This is a genomic window from Paucimonas lemoignei (assembly GCF_004342585.1).
Classification (GTDB): domain Bacteria; phylum Pseudomonadota; class Gammaproteobacteria; order Burkholderiales; family Burkholderiaceae_D; genus Paucimonas; species Paucimonas lemoignei.
Map to the genome: position 1 here is coordinate 73924 of NZ_SLZQ01000016.1, position 9395 is coordinate 83318.

Here is a 9395-nt window from a genome sequence, read left to right on the forward strand (position 1 = left end):
AGGCGGTGAACGCCATTCATCACTACCCGGGCTGGCTTACGGCAACTGCCGGTTTCTCATCGCGCAATTCGCGCCGCAAAATCTTGCCGACATTAGTCTTCGGCAGCGTATCGCGGAACTCAATGAATCGTGGCCGCTTATAGCCGGTGAACTGCTGCTTGCAATATGCCATCAGTTGTTCGGCCGTCAGTCCCGGATCCTTGCGTACCACATACAATTTCACCGCTTCCCCGGAATGGGGATCCGGCACGCCCACACAAGCACACTCCAGCACGCCCCGATGTTCAGCGACCACGGATTCAATCTCATTGGGATAGACGTTGAAGCCGGAAACCAGAATCATGTCTTTCTTGCGGTCGACGATACGGATGAAGCCGCGCTCATCCATGATGCCGATATCGCCCGTTTTAAAGAAGCCATCAGTCGTCATGACTTTTGCCGTCTCATCAGGACGCCGCCAGTAGCCCGCCATGACTTGCGGTCCGCGCACGGCAATCTCGCCCGCCTCACCGACCGGCAAGGGACGGTCTTTGTCATCCAGAATCACGACTTCGGTCGAGGGGAAAGGCAAGCCGATCGTCCCGGTGTATTCCGTGGTCAGCGCCAGATTGCAGCTCACGACCGGCGACGTTTCAGATAACCCGTAGCCCTCCGCAATCGGGCATCCGGTAACCTGCTTCCAGTGGTCGGCGACGACCTTCTGCACCGCCATGCCGCCCCCGATACTGAGCTTCAGGCCGGAGAAATCCAGCTTCGCGAACTCCGGATTATTCAAGAGCGCATTGAAAAGCGTGTTCACCGCCGGCAGCATGTTGAAGCGGTACTTCGACAGCGTCTTGACGAAGCCGGGAATGTCGCGCGGATTGGCGATCATCACGTTACACGCACCCACCCGGATACTCAGGAAAAAGCAGGTCAGCAGCGCGAAGATATGATAAAGCGGCAAGGCGCAGATCAAGATTTCCTGCTCAACCTTCGGCGCCTTATCGAGCCCTGGCCTGAGCCAGAGATCGGCCTGCAGCAGGTTGGCCAGGACATTGCGGTGTAACAGGGTCGCGCCCTTGGCGACCCCGGTCGTGCCGCCGGTGTATTGAAGGAAGGCGATATCGTCCTGCGTCAACGGGACGGGACGCAGATTCATGCGCGCCGCGTCAGCCATGACCTTGTTGAAGCTCACCGCGCCAGGCAGGCGATAAGCAGGTACCAGCTTCTTTACATGACGAACAATCAGGTTCACCAGCAAGCCTTTGGCAGCCCCCATCATTTCGCCCATGCTGGCGACGATGACCTGCTTGACCTGGGTCTTGGCGATGACCTGCTCCAGCGTATGCGCAAAGTTTTCCAGGATGATGATGGCTTCAGCGCCCGAATCGATCAGTTGATGCTCGAGTTCGCGCGCCGTATAAAGGGGATTGACGTTGACCACGATGTACCCGGCACGGAGCAACCCGGCAAGCGCCACAGGATACTGCAAGACATTGGGCATCATGATGGCGACACGCGTGCCCTTTTGCAGGCCTTTTGTCTGCAGCCAGGCGGCCAGCTTCTTGGACATGGCATCGATATCCGCAAAGGTGATGGCCTTGCCCATGCTGATGTAGGCTTTGCGGTCCGCGAACTTTCGGAATGAATCATCCAGAAACTGGCCGAGCGACTGGTACTGGCTCAAGTCGATTTCTGCGGGAATGTCAGGCGGGTAGGATTTCAGCCAGAACTTGTCCATGTTTATGCCCTTGTCTCTCTGTATGGATTTATTTGAATGGACGACAGCGGATTGCGCCGCCATCCAAGCCATTAATTGTTATTGTTCAATCTGGATGCTATCGGGCGAAACTGGGGAGTGCAAGTGGTTAAGGCAAGAGAGAGTGAATTCTTTGTCGGCGCAAAATCTGCTGCAGCGCAGTATGGCCAGGCATGAGGCGGCCAGGCTGGAACGATAAGGCCGGCGTCTGTATGAAAATTGAGCACGCATCCCGTATAGACAGGATACGTGCTCAAGGTACGGCTCAGGCGTTATGAATTACTCGTGCGCGGCAATTTCTTTTCCATCCACCATGGCCGACTGCACCGGCGCTGCCTTGTCGTGCGCAAGACCCGCCAGGCGCTGGTAGCGCTGCGGCTGCTCAAGCGACGAGAGCGAACGGACGGCTGCATAAAATTTGCCAAGATCCTTCTCCCGGTCCAGCAGCGCGCGGAATCCCGGCACGAGATCATGGTAAGTGGCGACCAATGCCAGATGCGCATTGCTGAGCGGCTCGGCAAACCAGCGGTCATAGCCAGCATACCCGCCCCACTGCTTCTTGAGGGTTTGATAATCGTCTTGCATGGCCTGGAAAATCTCCGCCTTGCGCGCAAGCTTTTGCTTGTCATCGGCGGCGCTGGCGTAATTGCTTTCCAAGGCCTTGCGGGTTTTCAGCAGCAGTTCGAGAAAATCCCGTTTGCGTGCGGCCTGCGCTTCATAATTCTCGCGCAGCTTGTCATCGCCATGCGCTTTTACCCAGCGCTCGACGCCGTACTCTTCCACTGCGACCGCAAACGCTTCGTTGAAGCGCGAATCGCCCGGCGCATAGGCGACCTGGTGCGCCAATTCATGGAATATCAGGCGGGCCAGTTCGGCTTCCGGATACTGGACGAAAGTCGACAACACCGGGTCGTCAAACCAGCCCAGGGTGGAATAGGCAGGCACGCCGGAAACCTGCACATCGTAGTTTTCACGGCGGAGTTCGGCAGCATATGCCAGCGCCTCTTCCTTGTTGTAGTAGCCGCGATAATTCACGCAGCCCGCAACCGGAAAGCACCATTGCCGCGCTTTCAATGACAGCGCCGGCGTCGCGACGACATTCCACAGCACGTAGGGACGCTTCAGGTCCGCATAGGAAGTAAAGGTGCCATTGTCCGGCAGGTCCAGTTCCTGCGCGGCGAAACGGCGCATTTCCTTGACCTTGGAAAGCTGGCCTTTCAGCTTGTCATTTACACCGGGGTCAGCCAGCCAGTCATCGATCGGGCGCGCCTGCGTCATCAGCGATAGCTGGCCTTGCGCCGCCTGCGCGAAATAACCCAGCTGCGCGCAACCGCTTGCGAGCAATGCCATCCCGCACAATAGACCGATTTGCCATTTTCTTCCCATGCCCTGCCTCGCTCCTGCCAACAAAATTAAATCATGTGTCCGTTTGTTTTTCGTTCCAAGCGGCACTTGCTCCAGTAAGACTTGATTGAGCGAAAAAGTTCACACAGTAAAAATATACTGCCTTGCATCAAGAACAAGGTGAACAGGATCGCTATAGTTTTCCATTTGCCGCGGCTGGATAACTTGGCTAGCATCTGACGGAAGATTCGACAGTAGCGTAATATATAGGCAATTTTTCGAACAAACCTGCCGCGCATCGCTTGGCATGTTAACCATCATGCCGCTGCAGTACTGGTCACTGTCATGAAATTAATCGAATCCATCGTAAAGTCTCAGGCCGAGATCCAGCAGATACGGCACGATATCCATGCTCATCCGGAACTGTCATTTGAGGAACACCGAACCGCCGAAGTCGTAGCGCAAAAGCTCACCGACTGGGGCATTCCGATAGTGCGCGGCATGGGCGGCACCGGCGTCGTGGGCATTCTGAAAAACGGGGAAAGCACCAGGTCGATCGGTCTGCGTGCCGACATGGATGCCTTGCCTGTACAGGAAATCAACAGTTTCGCCCACGCCTCCCGCCATCCTGGCAAGATGCACGCCTGCGGTCACGATGGCCATACCGCCATGCTGCTCGGTGCCGCGCGCCACCTGGCGCAATCCCGCGATTTCGAGGGCACCATTTATTTCATTTTCCAGCCTGCCGAAGAAGGCGGCGGCGGCGCCTTGCGCATGATGGAAGATGGCTTGTTTGAGCAATGCCCGATGGAGGCGGTATTCAGCATGCATAATTGGCCGGGACTGGCTGCGGGCAGCTTTGGTGTGGTCGCCGGCCCAATGATGGCGTCATCGAATGAGTTCGAAGTGATCATCAAAGGCAAAGGGTCGCATGCGGCACAGCCGCACAAGGGCATCGATCCGGTCATGGTCGCAATCCAGATCGCGCAAAGCTGGCAAACCATCATTTCGCGCAACTGCAATCCGCTCGATGCGGCGGTATTGTCGATCACGCAAATCCATGCTGGCAGCGCGACCAATGTGATCCCCGATGAAGCCCGCCTGATCGGCACTGTTCGCACCTTCAAGACCGCCACGCTGGACATGATCGAAGAAAGAATGGAGCAGATCGCAACCCATACGGCGGCTGCCTTCAATGCCCAGATCGTTTTCCAATTCCAGAGGAATTATCCGGCGCTGATCAACCATCCCGAGGAAACCGCCTTCGCGGTCGACGTGCTGAAATCGCTGGTCGGCGAAAACCATATCAATACCAGCATCGAGCCCACCATGGGTGCCGAAGATTTCGCCTTCATGCTGCAGAAAAAACCTGGCTGCTATGTCTTTATCGGCAATGGCGAAGGCGAACACCGGACAGCCGGCCACGGTCTCGGTCCGTGCAACCTGCATAATGCCAGCTATGATTTCAACGATAGCCTGCTGCCGATCGGCGCGACTTTTTGGGTCAGGCTTGCGCAAGCATGGCTGGCGCGGCCGAATAAATAAATGCTATTTGGTTTGTGACAGCAGGCGAATATCGCCGTACCAGGTTTCCACGGTTTCGCCGGTATAGTCGCTGTCAGTGAGGATGCCGACGCCGATCAGGCGTCCAGGCTTTTCGCCATATGCCCGCTCGAAGTCCTCGACGATGTTGCGCTCAAAATTGCGCCACTGGCCGACGCCGCCATCGCCGCTTTCCACGATCACGCTGCGAATGCGGGAGGAGCGCTTGCTCGGCCGGATCGTACCTGCCGGTTCGGTACCATGCCATTCATACATCAGCGTCGCATAAGGAAAATCGTATCCGGTAATAAGCTTGGCTGTTTCGAACAGGATTTGCTCGGTAAACGGCAACGTGCCTTTGTCTCCGTCAAAACCCAGGATGATGCGTGCCGGAGCGTCTTCCATCTGGTCCTGAGCATGGGCGATTCGTTCCCCCAGCGAGCCGATCTTCCATTGCCATTGCAACCACGGCTGGGTTTGCGGCTCGATGCTGACGTGCTGCATCAAGCCTGACGATGCATTGGCCGAGAACGCGTGCAACACGGTTTTTTCCTGGTCTTTGACCAGGCGATAGTCGGTACGCTTTTTCTGCTTGAAGATGACCATCGGCTCCCAACTGGACGGCAGCTCTCCTGGCACCACACTCGAAAACATCGTCACGTGATCGGTAACCTGGCTTGTCTGCGCCGCAGGCTCTTCAGGTATTTTGCGATTCACTTCCGGCCCGGATGCACAAGCGCCCAACAGGAGGGCAGCGATCAACCAACCAATTTGCTTCATATACTTCACTATCCGGGTAAGGCAGGAAAAAAATGAGATAACACCGAGCTCGGCTACTCTCCAGCCACCTTGATCGGCGCAGCGATGCGACTAGGCTGAATGGGATACAGATTGTGCGGCGAGGGCTCCATTGTATGCCGTGCGGGCGAGTCGACGGTAAACTGCCAGCGATGCTCGTGGAACTTTGCAACACTTTCCCGATGAGCGATGCTTACAATGGCGGCTTCTGACAATTCCTGCAGGAGTAATGCATACAGCATATCTTCAGTCACAGGGTCAACGGCGCTGGTGGCTTCGTCAAGCAGCAGGACATCGGGACGCGCCAGCAAAGCGCGCACGAACGCCAGCCGCTGCTGCTCTCCTGGCGACAGCCGCTGGCCCCAGTGGTCGACTTCATCCAGACAATTTGCAAGCTGCGGCAAGTTGCAAAGCTCAAGGTAGTGGCGAATCGCCAGATCCCGATACGCATTCTCTGCTGCGGGATAGGCGATCGCTGCACGCAATGAACCGATCGGCAGATAGGCTTTTTGCGGCAGGACCAAGAGACTGGCTGAGGTAGGGATTTCGATAGTCCCAGCGCCATACGGCCATATCCCGGCAAGCGCGCGGAACAATGTCGATTTGCCGCAGCCGGACGGCCCCTCTACCAGGATGCGAGCGCGAGGACGGATTTCGGCGCTAATCGGCTGACACATTTGCCGGCCATCCGGGAGATGCAGCACCAGCTCATCGATCAGAATAGCGCCGACGTTGTTGCGTGCAACAGTAATGCCGGCTTCTTCATTGCGGGCGGCCGTTACGGCAGCATGAAAGCCGGCGAGCCGGTTCACACTCGCCTTCCAGGCCGGCAGAGATGCGTCTCCCGTTCCGGAAAAGGCCGTAATGAACCAGGACAGCGATTCCTGCACATGACCAAATGCGGAACTGATCTGCATTAATCCGCCGAGTTGCAGCGCACCGGAAAAATATCGCGGCGCGGCCACCAGAAAAGGGAAAATGTTGGCGAACTGGGAATAAAAATTGGAGACGACGCCGAGACGCTTGGTAGTGCGCATGATCGCCCACCAGTTCGCGCGAATACGCTCAAAGCGCTTGTCAAGCTGGATCTGCTCCTGCGCTTCGCCGCGATAGAGCGCCACGGCTTCGGCATGCTCACGGATACGTACCAGTCCAAAGCGAAAATCGGCTTCGAAGCTCTGTTGCTTGAAGTTCTGCGCCACAAGCGGTCGCCCGACCAGCCATACCAGCACCGACCCCATACCTGCATAGATGATGGCGAACCAGACCATATAGCCGTCAATGGTCCAATTGCGGCTGGCAAATGGCAATGTCACGGCGCCGCTGACGGACCAGAGAATGCCGACAAATGACACCAGGGTGACGACACTGGAAAGCAATCCCAGTACGAGTCCGAGCGTCCCGCTGGTTAGCATCATCAGGTCTTCGGCAATGCGCTGGTCTGGATTATCGGCGCCTTTGGTTTGTTCGATGCGGTAATACGCTTGCTTGTCCAGCCAGTTGCCGAGATATTGCGTTGTCAGCCATGCGCGCCACCGCATTTCCAGTGCTTGTTCCAGGTATACGCGGTAAATGGCTACGATAATGAAAATGAATGCCAGATACGAGAAACGCCAGAGCTGATGCTTGAATTCGCCGAATTGCCGGTTTTCCAAGGCATTGTAAAAACTCAGATTCCACTCATTGAACAAAACGTTCAAGTACACCATGCCAAGCGCGAGCAAGACGATGGCGAATAGCAGACCGCGCGCCTCCCAGCGCTCCTCCGAAAACCAATAAGGAAGTATGAGCCGCTTGATTGCGCTCCAGTCCGCGGTTTCTGGCGATTTCTTTTGCAACGGGATTCCAGATCTAGAAAATTTTAATTCGGCGTAACTGCCAGGTAGATAAGCTGTTTGCTATGACAGCTGGTCCGGTAACGTACCTACTCGTTTTCCAGGATTGATGCGCTCCAGTGCCAATAGCGCAGCCGACTGGTCTGCTTGCGGCAGATCCTGAAGGATGCTGCGGTAGCGTTGGGTGACAAGCTCCGTGACTGGCAAATGAACCGAGGCCGCCGCGGCAGCAATTAATACGTTTTCCAGATCCTTGGTTTGGCTTTTGACTTGACCGCCCGGCAGGAAATTTCGATCCAACATGCGCTGGCCGTGCACCTCGAGAATTCGGCTTTCCGCGAACCCGCCGCGAATCGCCGCACGCACGGCTACCGGATCTGCTCCACCAGCCTGCGCCAACAACAAGGCTTCTGCGACGATGTTGAGAGTGCCACCCACGATCAACTGATTACAGAGCTTGGCCAACTGGCCACATCCAGCCGGCCCTACCAGAGTAGGCCGTCCCATGACTTTCAACAGCGGCTCAACAAGGGTAAAGACCCTTTCCTCTCCCCCCGCCATGATCGCCAAGCTGCCGGACTCGGCCCCGACCACGCCGCCGGATACCGGCGCATCCAGAAATGCGACTTCATGCGCGCGCAGCTTGTTATGGAGATCCTGAGCTTCCGCTTGTCGGGTTGAGCTCATATCCACTACCATGGCGCCTTTACGCATGCCCGCAATAGCCTGGTCCAACACTTCAGTAACCGCCGCACCATCCTGAAGCATGGTGACGATGACATCGGCGTGAGCAACAGCGGCTTCCGGTGTATCAGCTACTGAAGCCCCCGAACATGCCAACTCCTCGGCCTTTGTCCTGGTACGGTTCCATGCCGTAAGCGGATAACCGGCCTGCAAAAGGCGCATGGCCATGGGCTTACCCATCAGTCCGATTCCGAGGAACGCCACCTTTGGAAGTGTTTGATTCATTACTTAATTCCTGCGATTTATTTAGATTCGATATTCAGCCAGAGAATCAATTATCTTTACAAAAAGTATGCTTGATGTCGATAGGCTTGTCGGGCTTCTTAAAGAGTTGGCTCCTTTATGACAGAAATGCGAGTGCCTATGCAGGATGAGGGCAAACGCCAAATCAACAGCTACGCTTTAAGAGTTAAAACCTTGTGTCTACCATATAAACGAAAATTTTCCTTCCCTTTCTTAGGAAAGAGTTTGTAGTCACGTATCTACGACAATTAATTGCTTGATTAGCATCAAAGGGATATATGTGCTGTGTCAGCCTGCATATCTTCCTTATCTTTTAATTTGTTTCGGACATAGTGATCTCCCATCAAGATAAGATTTAACTAACTGAAAGTAATAATTATCAAATGCAACTAAACTTAACTTTTCGCAATTAGTGGCAATGAGGTGTTCAGCATACTGATTAAAGCGCTGACTGGAGGAGGGGAAAATGGCTACATATCGTCGTTATCGTAATCAAGTTATTTCCAGCTTACTGCTTGTTTCGCTTAGTGCGTTCCCTCTCTCCGGGCTGGCCGCCTCACCCTACGACCTTTTCCCGCAAAAGCAAAATAAATTCGGCTATCTAGGCTTTCAGTCAAAATGGCATACACAGTGGTTTCTTGATAAAGAACGTTACCTGGGCGGCCACTGGGATACTTCCCTTTCTCGTGGTGTCTCTCCTGCTGCTTACTCTTCAGTCATTCCCAGCCAAGCCCCATTAGATTTGGGATTTACTGCTGTTCTTCGTTATCAACGGCACGACGGCACCGGATTTTATGCCGAAGCCGGGACTGGCCCCCAATATCAGACCGTAGCCCATGATTGGGCGGGCCGGCCACAAGGAAGCCGCATGTCAATGAACACGTCTGCCGGTATCGGCTTCATCTGGAAAAATGGCGTGGATCTAGGATTCAAAGCCTCGTATCTGTCGCGCATTCAGCGTCAGGAAGGGACGGAGGGCGGCAGCGGGGTGATAGGAGTGGGGTTGTCGTACCGCTGGTAAGGAAGGTGCGGTGAGGGTGAGTGAGGGATTGCGGTGAGGGTGAGGAAGTTACGTGGAGGGCCTGCAAAGCAAAAACCCCCAGGCTCGTGTAGAGCGAGGGGGTTTTTTAATAAGAGCCTGACGATGA

General features: G+C 55.3%; 7 protein-coding genes. 2 read left to right on the forward strand and 5 right to left on the reverse strand.

What is annotated here, in order from left to right:
- Positions 1–22: 22 nt before the first annotated feature.
- Both EDC30_RS17730 and EDC30_RS17735 read right to left on the reverse strand, forming a co-directional pair.
- Positions 23–1723, reverse strand: a complete 1701-nt coding sequence (locus EDC30_RS17730; protein ID WP_132260194.1) for a long-chain-fatty-acid--CoA ligase — start codon at positions 1721–1723, stop codon at positions 23–25.
- Positions 1724–2020: 297 nt separating this feature from the next.
- Positions 2021–3127 carry an aminopeptidase gene (locus EDC30_RS17735; RefSeq protein ID WP_243656846.1) on the reverse strand — a complete coding sequence of 369 codons (1107 nt, stop codon included), beginning with the start codon at positions 3125–3127 and terminating at the stop codon, positions 2021–2023.
- Positions 3128–3430: 303 nt separating this feature from the next.
- On the opposite strand from EDC30_RS17735, the gene EDC30_RS17740 reads away from it, so the two are divergent.
- On the forward strand, positions 3431–4630 hold the full coding sequence (locus tag EDC30_RS17740) for a M20 aminoacylase family protein (protein WP_132260195.1): 1200 nt from the start codon (positions 3431–3433) through the stop codon (positions 4628–4630).
- Between the two features lie 3 nt (positions 4631–4633).
- On the opposite strand, the gene EDC30_RS17745 is transcribed toward EDC30_RS17740, so the two are convergent.
- The 3 genes from EDC30_RS17745 to EDC30_RS17755 all read right to left on the reverse strand — a co-directional run bounded on the left by EDC30_RS17745 (position 4634) and on the right by EDC30_RS17755 (position 8229).
- Positions 4634–5344, reverse strand: coding sequence for a DUF3047 domain-containing protein (locus EDC30_RS17745; RefSeq protein WP_243656847.1), 711 nt, complete (start codon positions 5342–5344; stop codon positions 4634–4636).
- 116 nt (positions 5345–5460) lie between these two features.
- Complete coding sequence (locus tag EDC30_RS17750) at positions 5461–7263, reverse strand: ABC transporter ATP-binding protein/permease (protein WP_341539877.1); 1803 nt, start codon at positions 7261–7263, stop codon at positions 5461–5463.
- Positions 7264–7323: 60 nt separating this feature from the next.
- Entirely contained in the window at positions 7324–8229 is a 906-nt protein-coding gene (locus EDC30_RS17755; RefSeq protein WP_132260198.1) for an NAD(P)-dependent oxidoreductase, read from the reverse strand.
- A 484-nt stretch (positions 8230–8713) separates the two neighbouring features.
- On the opposite strand from EDC30_RS17755, the gene EDC30_RS17760 reads away from it, so the two are divergent.
- A complete protein-coding gene (locus EDC30_RS17760) occupies positions 8714–9268 on the forward strand; it encodes an acyloxyacyl hydrolase (RefSeq protein ID WP_132260199.1) in 555 nt (184 codons plus the stop codon).
- Positions 9269–9395: the final 127 nt, after the last annotated feature.